Annotated in this window: 12 protein-coding genes; 10 read left to right on the top strand and 2 right to left on the bottom strand. The window is 64.0% G+C overall.

Translation table 11 applies throughout. The annotated features are described in order from the left end of the window. Position 1: 1 nt before the first annotated feature. On the bottom strand, positions 2 to 1,393 hold the full coding sequence (locus WC509_00290) for an oxaloacetate decarboxylase subunit alpha (GenBank protein MFA5005896.1): 1,392 nt from the start codon (positions 1,391 to 1,393) through the stop codon (positions 2 to 4). Between the two features lie 192 nt (positions 1,394 to 1,585). Further along, on the bottom strand, positions 1,586 to 2,575 hold the full coding sequence (locus tag WC509_00285; GenBank protein MFA5005895.1) for a LacI family DNA-binding transcriptional regulator: 990 nt from the start codon (positions 2,573 to 2,575) through the stop codon (positions 1,586 to 1,588). A gap of 196 nt (positions 2,576 to 2,771) precedes the next feature. On the opposite strand from WC509_00285, the gene WC509_00280 reads away from it, so the two are divergent. From WC509_00280 to WC509_00235, 10 genes are read left to right on the top strand one after another with little or no spacing between them, the layout of a single operon-like run. Continuing rightward, the gene (locus tag WC509_00280) at positions 2,772 to 4,775 is read left to right on the top strand and encodes a hypothetical protein (GenBank protein MFA5005894.1); all 2,004 of its coding nucleotides are present in this window, start codon (positions 2,772 to 2,774) and stop codon (positions 4,773 to 4,775) included. 11 nt (positions 4,776 to 4,786) lie between these two features. Beyond that, positions 4,787 to 6,631, top strand: a complete 1,845-nt coding sequence (locus tag WC509_00275; protein MFA5005893.1) for an Ig-like domain-containing protein — start codon at positions 4,787 to 4,789, stop codon at positions 6,629 to 6,631. Positions 6,632 to 6,653: 22 nt separating this feature from the next. Next, the gene (locus WC509_00270) at positions 6,654 to 7,685 is read left to right on the top strand and encodes a glycoside hydrolase family 130 protein (protein MFA5005892.1); all 1,032 of its coding nucleotides are present in this window, start codon (positions 6,654 to 6,656) and stop codon (positions 7,683 to 7,685) included. Positions 7,686 to 7,689: 4 nt separating this feature from the next. After that, positions 7,690 to 9,009, top strand: coding sequence for an extracellular solute-binding protein (locus tag WC509_00265; protein ID MFA5005891.1), 1,320 nt, complete (start codon positions 7,690 to 7,692; stop codon positions 9,007 to 9,009). Between the two features lie 21 nt (positions 9,010 to 9,030). Then, positions 9,031 to 9,966, top strand: coding sequence for a sugar ABC transporter permease (locus tag WC509_00260; protein MFA5005890.1), 936 nt, complete (start codon positions 9,031 to 9,033; stop codon positions 9,964 to 9,966). Beyond that, a complete protein-coding gene (locus WC509_00255; GenBank protein ID MFA5005889.1) occupies positions 9,963 to 10,859 on the top strand; it encodes a carbohydrate ABC transporter permease in 897 nt (298 codons plus the stop codon). The genes WC509_00260 and WC509_00255 overlap by 4 nt, the downstream gene beginning before the upstream one ends. Next, entirely contained in the window at positions 10,856 to 11,794 is a 939-nt protein-coding gene (locus tag WC509_00250) for a DUF1861 family protein (protein ID MFA5005888.1), read from the top strand. Before WC509_00255 ends, WC509_00250 begins: the two co-directional genes overlap by 4 nt. 4 nt (positions 11,795 to 11,798) lie before the next feature. Next, entirely contained in the window at positions 11,799 to 13,190 is a 1,392-nt protein-coding gene (locus WC509_00245; protein ID MFA5005887.1) for a hypothetical protein, read from the top strand. Positions 13,191 to 13,204: 14 nt separating this feature from the next. Next, positions 13,205 to 18,193 (top strand): cadherin-like domain-containing protein, encoded by a 4,989-nt coding sequence (locus WC509_00240; GenBank protein ID MFA5005886.1) that lies wholly within the window; start codon positions 13,205 to 13,207, stop codon positions 18,191 to 18,193. 26 nt (positions 18,194 to 18,219) lie between these two features. After that, positions 18,220 to 20,670, top strand: a complete 2,451-nt coding sequence (locus WC509_00235) for a glycoside hydrolase family 125 protein (protein MFA5005885.1) — start codon at positions 18,220 to 18,222, stop codon at positions 20,668 to 20,670. Positions 20,671 to 20,690: the final 20 nt, after the last annotated feature.

The following is a 20,690-nucleotide window of genomic DNA, read 5'->3' as shown; positions in this document are numbered from 1 at the left end:
CTCATCGGCCTCCGATCTTCAGGTCGAACTCGACCGTCTCGACCGCCGATATCGGCGGGGCGTATTTCTGGGAAAGATACTTCTGGGCGACGGCTTCGAAGAGTGCGAGCGAGAGGACGTCCTCGTCCGATCGCGCGAGATCCCTGTACTTCGCCTTGAGCCCTTCGAACTCGGGAGCCAGGTCGTCGGCGGGACGGTGCGTGATCACCGCATCGTCGCCGATGATCTTCCTTCGGATCTCCTCGTCCACGGGCGCGGGGCTCTTCCCGTAGAAGCCGTGGAGGTATTCCTTGATCTCGTTCGGGACCATCCTGTACCGTTCTCCGGTCATCACGTTCATGACCGCCTGGGTGCCCACCATCTGCGAGAGCGGCGTCACGAGCGGCGGGTAGCCGAGGTCCTTCCGGACCCGCGGGACTTCCTTCAGGACCTCTTCGTAGCGGTTCATCGCGTTCTGTTCCTTGAGCTGGCTCATCAGGTTCGAGAGCATCCCGCCGGGAAGCTGGAACTTGAGGACGCGGGGATCCGGGGAGAGCGCCTTGGGATTGAGGAGACCGTTCGCGAGGTACTTGTCCCGGACGGCGCCAAGCTTGACGGCAGCCCGACCGAGCGCCTCGAGATCGAGGTGCGGATCGTGCTCCGTGCCGGCGAGGACGTACTGGAAGGCTTCCGACGCCGGCTGGCTGGTGCCGCCGGAAAGCGGCGAGATCGCGCAGTCGACGATGTCGGCGCCGGCCTCGATCGCCTTCAGGTAGGTCATGTCCATCATCCCGCCGGTGCAGTGGCTGTGGACGTCGATCGGCAGCTTCGTGTTCCTTTTCAGGCGCGAGACGAGCTCGTAGGCGTCGTCCGGTAGAAGGACGCCGGCCATGTCCTTGATGCAGAGCGAGTCCGCGCCCATCCGTTCGACCTCCTGCGCCAGTGTGACGTAGTAGTCGACGGTATGGACCGGGGAGGTGGTGTAGGAGAGGGCGATCTGGCAGTGGCCGCCGTACTTCTTCGTCGCGTCGACGGCGCACTTCAGGTTGCGCACGTCGTTCAGGGCGTCGAAGACGCGGATGATGTCGATGCCGTTTTCCAGGGACTTCTTCACGAACATCTCGACGACGTCGTCGGAGTAGTGGCGGTAGCCGAGGATGTTCTGGCCGCGGAAAAGCATCTGCAGCTTCGTGTTCCTGACCCGGGCGCGGATCTTCCGGAGCCGCTCCCACGGGTCTTCGTTCAAAAAGCGCATGCAGGCGTCGAAGGTGGCTCCGCCCCAGACCTCGAGGGAGTAGTAGCCCGCCTTGTCGAGGTCGTCGATCGCGGAGAGGATCTCCTCCGTCGTCATGCGGGTGGCGAACAGGGACTGGTGTCCGTCCCTGAGAGCCGTTTCGACGATCTTCACGCCCATTCGAATCGCATCCTTTCCTCATGATGTTCGAAAGCCGTATTCAAGACCCATTATACACCGTTTCAAAGAAACGGGAGGGGCGATTTCCGTGAAAGCGGGTTTCATGGGGCGAATCGGCCGCATCCGCTTCGCGAACCGACAAAAACGGCCTTCCGCGTGCAGGCGGAAGGCCGGATCGGGCCTTTCTTCGGTTCAGAGCGCGCGGACCGAACCGCGTTCGACGAGGGCGGTCCGGATCGTCACGTGGACGTTCCGGTTCGGGTTCGCGAGCACCTCGATCATCGCCGTAAACGCCTTCTTGGCGTAGTAGTCCTTGTGCGGCCCGGCGCTCGTCAGTTTCGGAAGGAGCGAGTCGCACAGCGGGGTGTTGTCGAAACTGACGATCGAAACGTCGTCGGGAATCCGAAGCCCCTTGATCGCAAGCGACGTGTACATCCACTGGGCGGCCGCGTCGCAATGGCAGAGGAAGGCGGTCGGGAGGTTCGCGAAGGTCATCACCGGGACGTCGACGTTGTGTTCGATGTTGACGTTGACGTGCCAGTCGTCGTCGGGGGCGACGCCGGCTTCCCTCATCGCCTTCAGGTATCCGAAGTAGCGGTCGGCGATCGACGAGGTCTTCGTCACGTCGCCGACGAAGCCGATCCGCCGGTGCCCCTTTCCAAGAAGATACCGGGTGAGCGCGTAGGAGAGGTGGAAGTTGTCGACGAAGACGTAGTTTCCGGCGTGCATCGGCGAGAAGTAGTCGACCACGACGACGGGCGTCCCGAGGCCGTCGATCCGATCCAGGATCGAGTCGCCGATCTGGCCGGCGATGAAGATGCCGTCGGGCTTGAACGAGGCGATCGCCGCCTCCATCCGCTCGAAGGTCCGCACCGGTTCGAGAAACGCGATCTGCAGGGTGCTGTTCGCCTTGTTGCATTCGGCGGAGAGGAAGTAGAAGATCGTCGAGTAGTACTGCTCCGAGGGCATCAGGAAGAAGTCCTGGCTGATGAAGAAGATGAACTTCTTGTTCTTCGCCTCCTGCGGCGAGAGTCTTCGAACGTAACCGAGCGCGTCGGCGTGGGCCTTGATGCGGCCGCGGAGTTCGTCGCTCACGCCCTTCTGGTCGGAGAGCGCCTTGTAGACCGCGACCTTGCTGCATCCCATGTCGCGTGCGATTTTTTCCAGCGTGACCTTTGCCATCGGGATCCTCCAGGTTAATGAAAACATCTCGTCCCCCAAATTACCACAACATTAATCTTAAGTCAAGGATAACATAAAAAATTAACCAAAAAGCGCTTACAAATTAATCAAAAAGACTAACATATTTCGCCTAATTTGAAAGGTTTGTAGTGCAAACGTTTTTCTCTTATGCTAATATAGCATTGAGGTACGGCGCATGAAAAAACTCGTGTGTTTTGTTATCCTGAACATCGCCCTCTCCGTCTTCCTGATCTCCTGCGCGACGCCGCAGGTTTTCGGCGTGGACGATGCGATCGCGAAGAACATCCACGGCGTCGACGCCTACCCCGACCTGCCGGAAGGATACTCCTTCTTCGACTATCTCGAAAAGGCGGTCGCGCTCGACGAGGTCGTCTTCGGGTTTGCGGCCGATCCCGATGCCGTCGCGCCTTCCTACGTCGCCGCGGACGCCTCGAGCTGGAATCCGATCGGCTTCTGGATCGACCAGGCGCGCGTGCCGGCCGGCTACGACCCGCTCGTCTCCGGGTATCTCGACCGCACCTTCGGCCTTCCGACCTACGTCGGCGACGCGCGCGTCGTGTCCTCGGGATCCGAGGCGGTCACGACGATCGCGATGGTGCTGGGATCGAGCTATGCCGGCATCGACAAGAGCTCCCAGACGTTCGGTTCGGACGTCTACGATTTCGTCGAGATGACGCTTGCGAGCTACGACACCGGATCGAAGCTGGTCCACAACGTCGGCCTCCAGGGCCAGAGCTTCTGGTACGACGTGTTCCCGCAGATCCTGTTCGCGCGTCTCTACGACCTGTATCCCGATACCCCCACCATGCGGCAGGTCGTGCTGAACGGCGCCGACCAGTGGCTCGAGGCGCTTCCGTTCTTCATCGACGAGCTGGGCGACCCCGACTACGAGTTCGTCGGATACAACGTCGTGCTGGAGTCGCCGACGGTGGTCGGCGACCACATCGAGCCGCCGAACGGCGGTCTCGCGTTCCTGTTCTATTCCGCGTACGCGATCACCGGCGAGACGCGCTACCTCGACGGTGCCAAGCAGGTCCTCGACTACCTGCAGGATTATCCCCGCAACCCCAACTATGAAGCGCTGACCGATTACGCCCCCTTCGTCGCCGCCGCCCTGAACGCCCGCTACGGCACCGACTACGACGTCGGAAAGTTCCTCGACTACCTGTTCGAAGGCGATTCCGCCTTCCGTCCCGGATGGTCCGCGATGAGCGGCGACTTCGACGGCGTCGCGGTCGACGGTCTCGTCGGCCAGGCCGGCGACTATGCCTTCGCGATGAACTCGTTCCATCTCGCGACCGTGCTCGCGCCGGTCGCGAAATACGACGAGCGTTATGCGGCCGCGATCGGGAAGTACATCCTCAACCTCGCGAACAACGCCAGGGTCTTCTTCCCGCAGAACCAGACCCTCGCGCACCAGACAATGGCCGGATACCTCTCCTTCGACCGCGCCGGATCGCTCCTCTACGAAGGATTCCGCAACGAATTCGGCGGCGTCCGCCGCCTCGCCATGGGCGACGCCACGACGATGTTCGGACAGCCGAGCGACCTCTCCGTGTACAGTTCCGCGTTCCTCGGCGCCTTCGCCGGCATCGTCTCCCCGACCGACGTCGAGGGCATCCTCGCGATCGACCTGAACGCGACCGACAGCTTCGGCGTCAACGACTACGAACGATTCCTCTACTACAATCCCTACGATGCGGATCGCGTGATCCGCTTCGACGGCGGCGACGCCTACGACCTGTTCGACGCGGTCACGAAGCGTTACGTCGCGAAGAACGTCGGCGGCGCGGTGAACGTCTCGATCCCCGCGAAGTCGGCGAGCGTCCTCGTCGTCCTTCCCGCCGGCAGCGTCCTGACGCATGCGGGCGACGACGTCCTCGTGGACGGCGTCATGGTCGCCCGCTACCGCGCTGCCGTGACGCTTCCCGGCCTCGCGTCCCGCACCGAACTGACGTCCGCCGACGCGATCGCGATCGGCTACGCCGCGCCGCGCGGCGACGAAGTCGTCGCGATGCGGATCGCCTTCGACGGGATCGTCGCCTACGACGGCGCGCCGATCGCTTCATTCTCCTACGACAAGGCGCTTCTGCCCGATACCGACTATACGATCAAGATTACGATCACGACCCGCGCCGGACGGTCCGACTACGTCACCAAGCGCGTGGTCTGCCGATGAGGTTTCCCGACATGAAGAACATCCGTCCATTCGCACTACTCCTATCGATCCTCCTCCTGTCCGCCGGCATCCTCGCCTGCGGCAAGACGACGACGCAGGCGACCACCGCCCCGGCCGTCACGACCTCCTACGACGCCGAGGCGATCGCCGCCTTCGGCAGCGCCACGCCCGCCGGCATGGCGTTCTACCGCGCCGAGGGCGACACCGCCGTGATCTGGAACGTCGACGCCAGTCTCGACAACTACGGCGGCGTGCAGACGCCGACGATCCGACTCGACTTCTCGAAGGCGGTCATCTTCCGGATGGAGGTCGTCGACTGCTTCGAGCAGTACATCGTCAAGCTCGCCGTCGAAGGCGAAAGCGAGTACTTCTACGTCCTCTCCGACTCCGGTGCGTCCGGCGTCGTCTCGATCAACGTCGTGGATGCGATGCTCTCGACGAAATACCGCGTCAAGAACACCCAGCCGGATCCCGGCTATGCGTCCGGCTGGAAGTACGACGGCGAGATCAAGAACTGTTCCTTCCACATCCTCGCGAAAGGTCCGGACGGCGAGAAGCAGACCGCCGAACTGGTCCTGAAGAGCATCTCGATCACCAACGACACCGAACCCGTCACGGGCGTCTCGATCATCTCCGAGGCGATCGTCGGGAATGCCGTCGAACGGCTCAAGGGCAGCGATCCCGTCGCGCTGTCGGCGGCGATTTCGCCCGCCGTCGGCGACGGATCGGTCCTCTGGAGTTCGCTCGACGAGGAGGTCGCCACCGTCGACGAGAACGGTTCGGTCGCCTTCGTCGGCGTCGGGACGACGTCGATCGTCGCGACCGCGGCCGTCGACCAGAGCAAGTCCGCCGCCGTGGACATCGTCGTCAGGAGCGGATACGAGGATCCCGCCGCGCTCGCCTCGCGACTCGGCGAACTCGCATTCGACGGCACCGCCGGCGACGCCCAGGCGTTCCTCGACCTCTACCGCACGACCTGGGAGGGCGAGAACGACCAGGAATACGCGATCGCCGGAGCCCCCTTCCTCGCGGTCCGAAGAAACGGACGCGCGGCGATCGTCGAGAACTACTTCGATCCCGAATCGCCCGCGGACGTCGCCGTCGCGGACGCGGCCCTGTCGGGGGGAACGAGCGAAATCGGCATCGCCCTCGCCGGCAGCGGCGGGGCGACGGTCTACCGCATGACGGACGGCGTCCTCGTCTCCGAGCGCTACGCCGCCTCCTTCGGCGCCGTCTACGCCGAGCACGCCGCGGCGTGGTCGAAATCCGATACCTATGAGGAGCGCGCGATCGTCGTCTGGGACGACGGTTCGGTCCGCAAGTACGAACTGACGATGCTGGCGGCGACGCTGATTTCCGCTTTCGAAGCGTCCGCTTTCGCCGACCCCGCCCGATGGATCGTCCCCGACCGCACCCGGCAAGCCGACGACGCCGTGATCCACGCGCTCTCGCCGGCCTCGGTCACGCTTTCCGGCGACGTCGCCGTGATCCGGCAGGACAAGTACCCCGAAGCGAAGTACTGCTTCGGCGGACTGGTGAGCGGCGTCCTCGCGGCTCCCGAAGGTCACGCCGTCGAGTTCATCCTCGACGTCGGAGAACTCAACCGGATGAACGACTACGTGAAGACGATGTGGGAGATCAGGATCCTGTACTATCCTTCGATCGACGGCGCGCCCGTGAGCGCGAACCCGATCAAGATCGCCTCCGGCAACGAAGCGGGCGTGCAGACGGTCGCCTTCACGCCGGCGTATCCGTTCTTCCGCGTCTATCTCGTCGTCAACGGATCCGACATCGGCGCCCAGTTCGCCGACGCGACGATGCGGATCCGAAGCCTCAAGATCTACTCCCTCGACTGAAGACGGGGCCGAAAGGAACGACATGGAGAAGAAACTGATCATCGAAGCCAAGAACGTCATCCCCTCCCGTCCCCGATTCCGGGTGATCGGCGTCTTCAACCCGGCCGTCGTCCGAGTCGGCGCCGGCTACGTCATGCTCGCCCGCGTGGCCGAAGCCGTCGTCCAGGACGATCCGGACCATTTCCTCGTTCCGGTCCTGTCGGCGACCGGCGGGATGGAGATCGTGCGGCTTCCCAAGGACGATCCCGACTACGACTATTGCGACCCGCGGCTGATCCGGAACCACCGGCAGTCGTACCTGACCTCGATCTCGCATCTGCGCGTCGCCCGTTCGCGGGACGGCGAGCACTTCGCCTTCGACGCCGCCGGGATCGTGCAGCCGGACGGCATCTACGAGCGCTACGGCATCGAGGACGCCCGCGTCACGAAAATCGGATCGACCTTCTTCGTCACCTATACCGCGGTCTCCGACTGCGGCATCAACGTGCGGCTGATGGCGACGACCGACTTCGTCGACTTCCGCCGCATCGGCAACATCTTCCATTCCGACAACAAGGACTGCGTGATCTTCCCGAAGCGCATCCATGGGAAGTACTTCGCGCTCCATCGCCCGAGCCTCTCGCATTTCGGAAAGCTCGACGTCTGGACCGCGGAAAGCCCGAACCTCGTCGACTGGGGGAACCACAAGGTCATGACCGAAGCGCGGGTCGGATACGCCCCGTCGGTCCGCGTCGGCGCCGGCGCGGTCCCGCTCCTGACGCCCCGCGGATGGCTCGAGGTCTACCATTCCGCGGACGCATCGGATCGTTACCATCTGACGGCGATGCTCCTCGATCGGAAGGATCCGAACCGGGTATTGATGAAGGGCGCGCGGCCGCTGCTCGAGCCGACGGAACCGTACGAGCGCGACGGGTTCGTGAAGAACGTCGTCTTCACCTGCGGGGTGACCCTCGAAGACGACGTCCTCTCGATCTACTACGGCGTCTGCGACGAGAACGTGGCGCTCTGCCGGATGACCGTCGCGGAGGCCGTCGCGACGATGGCGGAGGTGTGAGACGATGATCGTCAAACGCATCATCTGCCTGTTCGTCGCGTTCTTCGCAAGCATGGCGCTCTTCGCCTGCGGCGGCGCAGAGGACGACATCCTCCGGATCGCCCTCGACATCGAGGACGAGGGCCGCTACGACGAACTTTTCACGTACTTCACGGAGACCACCGGGATATCTGTCCGCGCCACCTACGGTCTCGATCCCGTCAAGATCATCAACACGAAGGACGAACCAGACATCATCAAGACGTCGACGGTCGCGATCCGGTCGATGAAGGACATCTTCGTCGACCTCTCCCCCTACCTCGACGCCGATCCCGACATCGACGTGTCCGACTACCGCGAGGTCCTGATCGACGCCCTCACTTTCGACGGAAAAGTCTACGCCCTTCCGACGGCGGTCAACACTTCCCTTCTCTATTACAACAAGACTCTCTTCGACGGGAAGGAAGACGAACTCAGATCCGCCTTCGGGCTTTCCTCTGACGAATCCGTCTATCCGCGCGCCGACTGGACCTGGGACGATTTCCGGACCGCCGGGGTCATCCTCTCGCAGTACACCGGAAGCGGCGACGACCGCACATACACGAGATTCGGCGCCGAGGCGCAGCTCGGCTGGTGGGGCGAATGGCTCGTCTACCTCCAGCAGATGGGCGGCACCTTCTACGTTCCGGAAACGGAAGACCATATCTGCGCCCTCGATTCCGCGGCGGCATTTGCGGCGACGACCTTCTACCGTTCCAAGTCGATGGGGTCGGCGACCGAGAAGTTCGCCCCCGACGCCGTCGAACAGTCCTCGGGCTTCTCGTTTCTTGCGGGGAACGTCGCGATGATCTTCGGCGGTCACCTCGGCGATTGGTACGCCTATGACCTCCTCGACATGGACTGGGGCGTCCAGCTCCTGCCGACGCCGGTCGGCCGTCCCGACGCCCGCGGCGGGGAGATCTCCGCCGACGCCTTCGGGATTTCGGTGCGCTCCGAGAAGAAGGAGCAGGCCTTCACCTTCCTCAAGATCTGGGCCGGCGAGGAAGGCGCGGTCGAAATGTACAAATACGGCAAGATCGGCGCGCGCAACGACATGGAAAGTCTGATCGACGCCCTGCCGGAAACGGAGCGGGCCTCGATCGACCACACGATCGTCTTCGATGCGATGGAGATCGCGGTGACCCTGCCCGCCGAGAAGGATTTCGCGAAGGTCATGCGCGACATGGTGATGACCGAACTGTATCTTCTGATGTACGAGGGACGCGGATCCGAGACGGACGTCGCGGCGGTGCTGTCCCGCATCAAGACCCACGTGGACGACTATTACGACGGATTGTACGACTGAGAAGAAAGGAGGCGCGGACCGATGGAGAAGCGCGCACTCGCCAGGATCCTGAAACGCGGCTACCGCAAGGAATACAAGTACTTTCTCCTGTTCGCCGGCATCGCCCTCCTCGGCTTCCTGCTCTTCTATCTGGTACCGGTGATCCGCACGATCGTCCTGTCGTTCACCGACAAGACCGTCTATGGAATCGACGTCCATTTCGTCGGTTGGGACAACTACCGTCTGGCCCTCGCGGGGGATCCTCTGTTCAAACGCTCAATGATCCAGTCGCTCGTCTTCGCGGTCGGATCCGGGATCCTCGTGCTCGTCACTTCGCTCATCCTGGCGATGCTCCTGAACGCCAAGGTGAAGGGCATCGGGATCTTCCGGACGATCTACTTTCTGCCGTTCATCATCCCCGCCTTCGCCGTCGGGGCCGTCTACAAGAACATCCTCAATCCGAATACCGGACTCCTGAACCGGATCCTCGAGACGTTCGGCGTGGCGAATCCGCCGCTGTGGTACGTCTCGCCGGAAACCGCCCTCGTCACGATGATCCTCGTGTCCGCGATGGGGTTCGGCGTCAAGATGCTCGTCTTCCTCGCCGCCCTCCAGGGAATCCCCGCATCGCTCTACGAGGTCGCCGACATCGAGGGCGCGACGCCCTTCCGGAAGTTCTGGAAGATCACCATGCCCCTGATCTCGCCGATGCTCTTCCTGAACGTGATCATGATCACCATCGACGGGATGCGGTCGTTCTCGCTCGCCTACGTGATGGGCAACGGCAGCGGCGAGCCGGCGCACTCGACCCTCCTCTTCCCCATCTACATGTTCATGACCGCCTTCACCCCGGACTACTCCTACGAGCTCGGTTATGCGGCGGCGATGGCGTGGCTCTTCTTCCTCGTCATCCTCGCCCTCACCGGACTCAACTTCCTGTTCTCCCGGTACTATGTCCAGAAGGACGTGGCGTTATGAGCCCCTCCGGGAAGAAGCCGCTGTCGGCGGTCCGTCGCCGGCGCAACCGCCGTCAGGCGCTCGTGTACATCCCCCTCATCCTCTTCGCGATCGTCGCGCTTCTGCCGCTGTACTACCTCGTCATCACCGCGATGAAGGACCTCGCCGAATCCTCCACCCAGGCGACGATGTTTCCCCACTCGTTCGCCCTCTTCGAGAACATCGAGTTCGTCCTCACCCATCCCGACTACGACGTCGTCCGGATGTTTCTGAACACGATGGCCGTGTTCGCTCTCAAGACCCTCGGCACGGCGATCACGTGCTCGATGGCGGGGTATGCCTTCGCCGTCTACCGCTTCCCCCACAAGAACGCGATCTTCGTCGTCCTGCTCGCGACGATGATGATCCCCGGGGAGATCCTCGGGATCCCGATCTACGAGTTCATGGTCAACACCGGGCTCCGGGAGATCGCCTACATCCCGCTCTGGATCGCCTGCTGGTTCGGGACCGACGTCTTCATGATCTTCCTCTTCAAGCAGTTCTTCCAGAACATCCCGAAGGCCTACATCGAGGCCGCCCGGATCGACGGCTACTCGGAGTTTCGGATCTTCTGGAAGATCGCCGTCCCGCTCAACCGTCCGGTCTTCGTGACGGCGATCCTTTTGTACTTCATCGGCACCTACAACGACCTGTACGGTCCCGCGCTCTACGTCACCCGGCAAAGCAACTGGCTGATGGCCAACAGCATCACGATCTTCGAAAACCTCTATCAATGGGGGGGCAGCAATCCGATCGTCCCCTGGAACTACGTGTCGGTCGCGAGCCTGATCGCGATGATTCCGGAAGTCCTGCTGTTCAGTTTCATGCAAAAACAATTCATGGAGAGCGTCTCCGGAGTGGGGATCAAGGGATGAACATCAAGTATGTGACAGAACCGACGGCGCTGTCGACCCTCGTCGAACGGCACCGCCGCAATCCGGCCGTCTACGAGACGGCGCGACTCGAATTCCTCGGCGTCGACGGTTTCGACGTCTACAACGTCTCAAACGAGTTTTCGTGGAAGGGAAGGCGCCTGATCGCCGGCCGCGTCGAACGGCGCGAAAGCGAACGATCGGCCGTGCGCTTCTTCGAGAAGGTCGATCTGGACTGCTACCGGGTCCTCCCGGGCGGGATCGACGATTTCCAGGATCCGTACGCGACCGTTCTGGACGGCGCGCTCCTGATCGGCGGCACCGCGATCCATGAGGACGCCGACGGCCGGATCGACACGTGGAACACCGCGTTCTACCGGGGCGACGACCTCTCCACCCTCGTCCGGATCGCCGACGCGCCCGCGAAGATGAAGGACGTCCGCGTCGAACGCCGCGGCGTGCTCCACGTCTTCACCCGTCCCCAGGGCGGGATCGCCGGCCCCGGCCGGATCGGCTACTACGCCTGCGACGACCTTTCGGGCGTGAACCCGGCCGCGATCGCAAGCGCACCGCTGCTCGCCACCCAGTTCCCGGAGGGATGCTGGGGGGGCGTGAACCAGATCCTTCCGCTCGAGGGCGGCCTGCTCGGGATCGTCGGGCACATCGCGACGATGTCGGAAGGCGACGTCCGCCACTACTACGGGATGACCTTCGTCTTCGATCCCGCCACGCGCCGAAGCACGGAAGTCAACATCCTGTGCGAACGCCGCGATTTCACACCGGGCGCCGCCAAGCGCCCCGACCTCGTCGACGTCGTCTTCGCCGGCGGACTCGTCCGCCACGGCAACGGTACCGCCACCGTCTATGTCGGATTGTCCGACGCCGAAGCGCACGCGGCGATCGTCGACGATCCGTTCGAAGCCTTCGAAAAGGAGTGATCCCATGTTCGTCCGCCGCCTGAAAACGCTCTTCGTCCTGGCCCTCGTCGGGGTCCTTTCGGCGTGCGCGGCGGCGCTCGACTTCACGTCCGAGAACGCCGTCTTCTCGCTTTCGGCGATGAACGACGTGACGTTCGCGATCGACGCCGGGGAGGGTTCCTTCGCCTGGCTCGAGGGCCACGGCATCGCCTCGGGCGATTACCTCGTCGCGGACGGGACGGTGACGATCAAGGCCGTCTACCTCGCGACCCTGGCGCCGGGCACCTACGCCTTCGATGCGGTCTACACCTCCGGGACGGCGACCCTCGAACTATCCGTCGCCGACGAGCAGAATTCCTGCCGCGTCGTGAACGGCGGCTTCGAGACCGGCGATCTGACCGGCTGGACCGCAATCACGTCCTTCAAGGGCGAGGACGCGCTGCTTTCCTTCTCGGCAGCGGCCGTGCGCGAGAACGCGCTCGTCCCCGGGAGCTCCATCCCCTTCGGCGGCACCGGCGGCTTCGTCTTCGCCTTCGAGGGCGACGGCGGCGACGCCTGGACCGAGAAGACGGGAATCCTCCGTTCGAGCGTCTTCACCCTCGGCGGCGTCGGCTGGATCACATACCTGCTCGGCGGCGGGGACGACCCCGACCTCTCCTATGTCTCGGTCTACGATGCGAGCACGGGGACGGAGGTGGCCCGCTTCGGGAACGCCGCCTTCGACGTCGGCGTCTCCGAAACCGATCCCGCCTACTTCGGGGAGAACCTCGCCCCTTACCGCGCCGACCTCACCGCCCTGCTTGGCCGAAGGCTCTACCTCGAGATCGTCGACCGCGGCGGACACGCCTGGGACTTTCTCACCTTCGACGCCTTCGAGACCTACCAAGAGACGGTCCCCGACGTCGGTTTTCTCGCCGTTGACGTGAAGCCGGCCTTCGAGGCGGCCTACGTCACGAACCAGGTGGAGAACGGATCGTTCGCAAACGGTCTTGCGGGATGGTCCGGGGATCTGGCCTCCTTCCGCATCCTGGACGGCGTCCTGCGGAGCGACGAGGGCGGCGACGCCGCCACCGGGCTGCTCCGGTCCGGGCTCTTCCGGATCGACGGGTCGGGGATCGTGAGCCTCCGCATCGGCGCCGCGCAGGGAGCCCGCTTCGACAAGGACACCTATGTCTCGATCCGCGAGCGGCGGACGAATCGGGAGCTCTTCCGGCTCGCCAACGTCCGCCACGACGGGAACGCGCTCATCACCTACTACATTGACCTTTCCGCGTATCTCGGGAAGGAATGCTACATCGAGATCGTCGACAACGCCGCCGGACCCTGGGACGTGATCTTCGTGGACGACATCGTCACCTACTACGCGATCGCGCCGGATTACGATTTCGGCGAGGCGGGAACGGACCTGAACTCATGAAAAGAGATGGACGCATGAAAAAAATCTTCGAGATCATCCTCATGCTCATCGCGATGGGCATCCTCCCCGCCAGCTGCGCGGAGGTCACGACCACCACCCTCCCGACGCTGCCGACGACCGGCACCGTCGTTTCGACGTCGACAACGACCGCGACCACGACCACCGGGTCGCGCACGACGACGACCGGTTCGACCGGGACGACGACCGGCACGGTCACGATCCACGACGCGCCGACGCTGTCGTTTGACGGCCCGTCCGTCTACACCGTCGGCGGCGACGGCCTCGAGGCCGCGGCCGACCTGAAGGGGGCGGCGCTTGTTTCCGTCGCGATCGACGGCGGGAGCCTCGGTTCCGGCGACTACGACCTCTCCGGCGGGATCCTGCACCTGTACGCCGCGACCCTGGCGGACCTCTCTCTCGGGAATCACGCGCTGGTTCTCGAAACGACCGGCGGGACCGCCGACGCGGCCTTCGTCTGTAACGACGTCCCGACGATCTCCGCCAAGGACGACTTCATCAAGTATCCCGGCGAAGCGATTTCCGGCGAGGACTGGACCGGACTCGTGAACGACGCGATCGGCGCCCTCGCGGTGCGCTATCTCCTCGTTTCGGGCGACGGCGTCTTCACGGACCGTCTTGATGGTTCCTTCGACTACGTCCCGGACGGGATCGGATCCGGCACGGCCGTGATCCGGATCACGGCGACGGACGAATACGGCGCCTTCGCCTCGCGGGACGTCACGCTCACCTACAAGACGGTCGATCCGAGTCCGATTCCGGACCAGGCGTTCGACCTCGACGCTCCCGCCGACGTGACCTTCGCGGTCGACAAGAACGGCGCCGAACCGGTCGTGTTCGCCTGCGACCTCGTTATCGTTACGGGTCATGGCATCGATCCCTACGACTACGTCCTCGACGACGAGTTCGACACGGTCACGATCAAGGCCGACTACCTCTCGACGCTCGCGTTCGGAACCTACGAGTTCCTGCTTACGACCACCGCCGGCGAACGCGCGTTTTCCGTTGCCGTAAGCGCTCATCCGACGGCCGAAATCGTCGGAACCGGGATTCTCCTGAAGGGCGACACCGCCGACCTGCCGATCGACGTCGACCCCAAGGGGGGAACCCTGGTGTCGGTCGCGATCGACGGCACGCCCGTGAACGCCTCCTTCTATGCGTTCGACGGAACGCGCCTCACGCTCGCCGGCGCCGAGACCGGCACCTACGCGCCCGGGGAGAAGACGGTTCTGATCACCCTCTCGTCCGGAACCGTCGCGGTCGGATTCGTCCTGAACGACGTCCCGGTCATCGCCGCCAAGGACGACTTCATCAAGCTGCCGGGCGAAAGCGTCCTCGCGGAGGATTTCCGCGGTCTGGTGACGGACGCGGTCGGCGACCTCGGCTATGCGTTTTCGCTCGTTTCCGGCGCCGGCGCCCTCACCGACCGTGGCGACGGCACCTTCGACTTCGTCCCCGACAGCGTCTACGCCGGGGCGGTCGAGATCGCCTTCACGGTGACCGACACCTACGGCGCATCCGCCGAGCGGACGATCGTCCTCCTGTACAAGACCGTGAATCCGTTCGTCTACGACGCCGTCGGCGCAAAGGTCGTCGACAAGGCCGTCTCCTTCGGCGACGTCGTGATGACGGTCGACACCTTCGGTTCCGAATCGTCCTCCCTGTACTTCAAGATGGTCGACGTCAAGGAAGGCGAAGACTCGATCGGCGCGGGGAATTTCATCCTCCGCACCGGCGGAAACGCCCGCCTCTTCTCGATCAGGGCGTCGTATCTCCTCACCCTCTCCGTCGGCGTCCACACCTTCACCCTCGTGACCGAAGCCGGCGCATCCGACTTCACGATCGAGGTGCGGGATACCCGCGCCGTCCTTGCGGAACCGGACGAAGCGGACTACGTCCTCACGGTGACGGGCGGGGACCTCGCCTTCGCGATCACCCCGTACGCCCACGACCTCGATCCCGCCGACTTCACGTTCGCGGACGTCGCCTGGACCGCGGGCGTCGACTACGCCTATGCGGACGGGATTCTGACCATCAGGGAAGGTTTCCTGGAAGCCCGTTCCGCGGGCGACCATGTCGTCAGCGTCGAAGGCGTGGCGCTTGTCACGATCCACGTCAAGAATCCGACCGGCCCGCAGGTCGTCGCCGGCTCGAAGACGACCCTCGTCGCGCGCGCCGAGGTCGTAGATGACCTGATCGTCTGGACGAGCCTGTCCGGCCGCGAGGCCGAGACGACCGTCGCGACGGGCGGGGTCATCCTGTCGAACGAAGCCTACGCCGTCGAAATCGACCGGATCATCCTCCGCGAAGCCTATCTTGTCTCGCTTCCGTACGGCATCCATGTCTTCACCGTGACCAACACCCATGGATCCGACACCTTCGAACTGCACGTGAGCGACCGTGCGACGGCCAGCGAAGGCAGCCAGAACGTGACGAAATACACCTACGAGACGATCGTCGACGAGCCGTTCCGCGTGACCGCGGCCGGATCGTTTCTGATCGATTCCTACGTCTTCACCGGCGGCAGCGCCTTCGACCATCTCGACGCGCAGGAAGGCGAGCCGTCGACGGTCCAGATCTCGCTTGACGGAAAGACCCTCTTCGGCGACTTCGGCACGATCACGATCGACGACGCCAAGGACGCCTTCACGTTCGTCCGCGCCCCCGGCTGGTGGGGCATCGTCGTCTTCGACTATCAGGCGACCGACGAGGTCGGTCTCGCGAGCGTCTTCATCCAGATGGACATCGTCTATCTGGAGGTGCCGCCGGCGATCGCCGACGCCACCGACAAGACCTTCGTCACGGGCGGCGAAAACCTGCGCTGGCCGATCACGAACGCGTCCGGCGACACCGACTTCCCGATTCTGAAGATCACCGGCGCTTCGGGTGACCTTCTTCTCGACACCGACTACACGGTCGGACCGCGGGAAGGCTCCATCCTCTATTTCGACCTGACGGCCGCGTATCTCGAAACCCTGGCGTTCGGCCCGCACGCGTTCACCCTCTGGACCGACGGCGGGAACGCGGACTTCCAGCTCACGGTCCTCGGCGCGCCGGCGTGCGAAGAAGAAGTCGCGTCGTTCGACCTCGCCGCCCCCGCGGACGTGACGTTCCTTCTGACGGGGTACCCGCTTTCACCGCTTGCGATCACCCGCGGCGGCGTTCCGCTCGCCCCTGCCTACTACGTCCTCGACGGCGATCTTTTGACGATCAAGTCCGGATTCCTGTCCGTCCAGGGCTACGTCGACGTCGTGATCCGCGTCGGAAACGCGACCGGTTCCGTCGATCTGACGATCGTCGTCACGGATTCGCGGACGCCCGAGCTCGGAACCGGTCCCTTCGCCTATGGGGAACATTCCATGGTCGACGTCGAGGTGGCGTTCTCGCTCTACGATGATTCGATCTCGTCGATCCTGTTCGGTTCGGCGACGGTCCCGACGGCGGCCTATTCCTATACACCCGGCATCCTCACGTTCGACGGGGCGTACCTGGAAAGCCTTCTCGGGACGCCTTCGCAACTCGACTTCACGATCATGACGACGGGCGGCGACCTGACCCTCGCGATCGCGATCACGCCCTTCACGACCCTTCCCGAGGCGCTGCTCGTCTCGGAAGGCTATCTCATCGACGTTTCCGCATCCGTCAGCTACGGCGTCGACCTGGCGGGAAACGTCTTTGAGAACCTCACCGCCGGAGCGGCGACGCTCATCCGCGACGCCGACTACACCTTCGACGACGAGACCGGGATCCTCACCCTGTCCGTCGCCTGGATGGCGACGCGGCGGGCGGAGAACGCCGGAGTGATCAGTTTCGTGATCCGCACCGCGGACGGAAACGACCTCTCCGTCACGGTTCCCTACGACCACCGCGAAAACCGCGTCGAAAACGGCGGTTTCGAGACCGCGGATCTTTCCGGATGGACGTCGTTCTCGCTTTGGAAGGACGAAAGCGGGATGACCGCGTGGACCGTCGACCGCGTCGTCTCCGGCACCTACTTCGACGGAAACTACACCTACAACCGCGACGGGTCCTTCAACCTTGGGATCTACGGCGGCGCGATCACGAAGGACTCCGGCCAGGAACGGATGGGCTATCTGCGATCGTCCGACTTCGTCCTCGGCGGTTCCGGCTGGATCGCCTTCAGACTCGGCGGCGGAAAGAACGACGCCTTCGCCTACGTGTCGGTTCGCCGCGCGTCGGACGACGTCGAGATCGCCCGCTTCGGGAACCGCCACTTCGGCGATACGACCCTCTCCGGCACCGAAAACGCGGAAGCCTGCCTCTTCCCGTATTACTATGACCTTTCCGCCGTCGGCACCCTCGGGGAGACCTACTACCTCGTCATCGCCGACACGATGAGCAACGAATGGTGCGTCCTGTCCGCCGATTCCTTCCTGACCTACTTCGGAAGCGCGCCGGCGACCACTTCCGACACCCTCGCCGAGAACGTCCTTCCGACCGTCCTCGGGATCGACACCGCAACCAATGAGATCAAGAACGGATCGTTCTCGTCCGGCCTCGACGGCTGGTCGAATCCGGACGGGATCTTCCAGGTCGCCGACGGCTACGCGATCTCTTCGGTCGGCGGCGATTCCGCCACCGGCCTCCTCCGCTCCTCCGCCTTCACCGTCGTCGGGATGAAGTACCTCCGTCTCGACTGGGCCGGCGGCCTCAGGTTCGACAAGCAGGTCTCGATCTCGATCCGCGAGGTCGGAACGAACATCGAAGTCCTGCGTTTCGTGCGCCGGGACAACCTCTCGACCAAGCAGGACGGCAACTTCGACAACCACATGCTCGACCTCTCGGGTCTCGACGAGTCGAAGCTCTACTACCTCGAGATCGTCGACAACGTGAACGCCTCGTGGGGCGTATCGAAGATCGACTCGATCCGCTTCGTGAGCGAAACCGAATGGAACGCCGTCACGAGCGGCGACCGCGCGGTATCGATCACGGGCCTTCCGCTCGCCTTCGACCCGATCCCATGAACCGAAGCAGAAAGGCGGGTGACCGCATGAAACGACATCTCTCCATGGTCGCGATCCTCGCCCTCGCCACCATCCTCCTCGGATGCAGGGAGACGACGACCGTGACGACCGTCGACCCCGCGCCGTACGAAATCGAGAACGGCGGCTTCGAGACCGGCGACCTCACCGGCTGGACGATCGTCTCCGGCACCGCGTTTACCGCTTCCGGCGTCACCGACGACGACGCGACCGCCGCCGCCGTGCCCTACGGGAAGGAAGGCGCCTACCTCTACGGACGGGAAGACGAGACCGCCGTCGGCGTCCTGTCCTCGGCTCCCTTCACGATCGGCGGCGCCGGCATCCTCACCTTCCGGCTCGGGGCCGGGGCGAACCCGGGACTCACCTACGTCTCGATCGTCGACGATGAGACCGGCGTCGAACGGTTCCGCTTCGGAAACGCCCTCTACCACGAGACCGCATATGCGACCGATCCCTCCGGGTATCGCGTCGACAACCTCGTCCCCTACTGCGCCGACCTCTCGGCGATGATGGGGGAAACGGTGCGGATCCTGCTCGTCGACCGCTCGACGGAAAACCGCGGCTACCTCACCTTCGACGCCTTCGAAACGTACTACCCGGTCGCTCCGGACCTCTCGGGGATGACCCTGGCGGAAGACGTCAAGCCCGTCTTCGCCGACGCGGCGGGGACCCCGAACGTGCTCTACAACGCCGACTTCGCGACCGGGTCGCTCTCGGGCTGGACGGCCGTCGGCGAGGACGGCGCCTTCCGGGCCAGTCATCTGAACGCCAACGATCGACTCTCCAACCGCCCCGACGAGACCAGGGTCGGACTCCTCCGGTCCTCCGCCTTCAAGGTCGGCGGCACCGGCCTCATCTCCTTCCGCCTCGGCGCGACCAAGCATTCGGACCTCACCTACCTCTCGATCCTCAAGGTCGGGACGAACGAAGAAGTGTTCCGCACCTACAGCGACCGCTGGAAGGAAGCCGACGAGGAGAACACCCATCTCTATTACGTAGACCTGTACGATCATCTGGGCGAATGCCTCTACGTCGAGCTCGTCGACAACGCCCGCGGCGACTGGGGTCTCGTCACCTTCGAGGACCTCGCCACCTTCTACGCGGCGTATCCGTCCATGACCGACGAGGTCGCCGTCAACCTCCTCGAACCCTTTGACACCACGCCGGACTACGCGGAAATGCGCGCGACCGTGGACGGCCTGATCGCCGGCATCGAAGACGAGACCGAACGGCTCACCTTCCAGAAGACCTTCTATGCGACGCTGGACGGGGTCCAAAACCGCGTCGGCACGTTTCCGTCGGTGACGGAAGTCGATCCCGACGGAACCGTCTTCATCCGCACCGGCGACATCGACGCGATGTGGCTCCGCGACTCGAGCGCGCAGGTGCTCGCGTATCTCCGCTTCATGAACCTCGATTCCGACGTCAAGCAGCTGGTCGAGGGACTCCTGAAGCGCCAGTTCGAGCTGATCCGCCGCGACCCGTACGCGAACGCCTTCAACCCGGACGGGAGCGCCTTCGAACGCAAGTTCGAGGTCGACAGCCTCACCTATCCGTTCTGGCTCGCCTCGCAGTACTACGAGATCACCGAAGACGACGGCGTCTTCGACGCCTTCTTCCAGATCGCGCTCGACCGCGCGATCACGACCCTCGAACACGAGCAGAACCATTCGGATGCCGACTACCGGATCACCAACGGCTACGACCAGGGAGCGGGGCAGAACGCCTTCGCGGTCGGCACCGGTCTCGTCTGGAGCGCCTACCGGCCGTCCGACGACGTGACCCATTACCGCTACAACATCCCGCAGAACATGTTCGCGGCGGCGACGATGGCGAAGATGGCCGCATTGCTCGAGGCGCTTGGCAAGGCGCCGGCGCTCGCAGCGCGCGCTTCCGCCCTGTCCGCCTCGATCCGCCAGGGCATCGAGACCTACGGCGTCTACGACCACCCGACGCTCGGCCGCATCTGGGTGTTCGAGACCGACGGCGAAAACGCCGATCCGTCCTCCTCCGCCCACAAGCTATTGACCGACATGGCGAACATCCCCTCGCTTCTCTCCGCCCCGTGGCTCGGATACTGCGGCGCCGACGACCCGACGTACCTTGGGACCCGCGCCTTCATCCTCTCGTCGGAGAACCCCTATTATTACGAAGGCACGTACGCGAGCGGGATCGGCGATCCGCACGACGGCGTCGGATCGGGAGGAAACCCGCATCCGGACGTGCCGGTGCCGTGGCACATGGCGATCGCGATGCAGGGCCTCACCGCCCTCGATCCCGAAGAAGCCCGCCGATGCATCGACTGGATGACCGCCACGACGGCGGGCACCTACGTGATGCACGAGGCGTTCAACGCGAACGATCCGACGCAGTACAGCCGCGACTACTTCACGTGGCCGTGCGCGCTCTACGCCCATCTGTACCTGACCGCGATCCTCGAGGCCGAACCGGCCTCATGACCCGAAAGGAGGTCCCGGGA

This window comes from Candidatus Izemoplasmatales bacterium (assembly GCA_041649275.1).
GTDB lineage: Bacteria > Bacillota_I > Bacilli_A > Izemoplasmatales > Hujiaoplasmataceae > UBA12489.
This window is presented reverse-complemented; position numbering and strand designations above follow the sequence as displayed.